1 protein-coding gene is annotated in these 236 nt (G+C 63.6%); it reads right to left on the reverse strand.

The annotated features are described in order from the left end of the window. Window positions 1–234, reverse strand: a 234-nt coding sequence (locus ACYQ0J_RS13950; protein WP_460171984.1) for a transposase, incomplete at its 3' end; no start/stop codon positions are given. Between the last annotated feature and the right edge of the window lie 2 nt (window positions 235–236).

Here is a 236-nt window from a genome sequence, read left to right on the forward strand (position 1 = left end):
CCGATCCCTAGGGACCTTCAGGTCCACCTGGCCGAAGGTGGTCTCCAGCTTGCGGGGGTAGTAGCCGTTCCTGCGGCCTCCGTGCACCTGCAAGAAGGCCGTCCGGTCCAGCTCCAGAACCGTCTGCAGAACCTCGGCTACTGTCTCCCGCACCGCTTCCCTCAGCAAGATCCGCAAGGTATCCTGGTCCACGGGGCACCTCCTCGTGCTAAGGTGTGCCCCCCTATTAAACACGG

This window comes from Thermus sp. FJN-A (genome assembly GCF_054655095.1).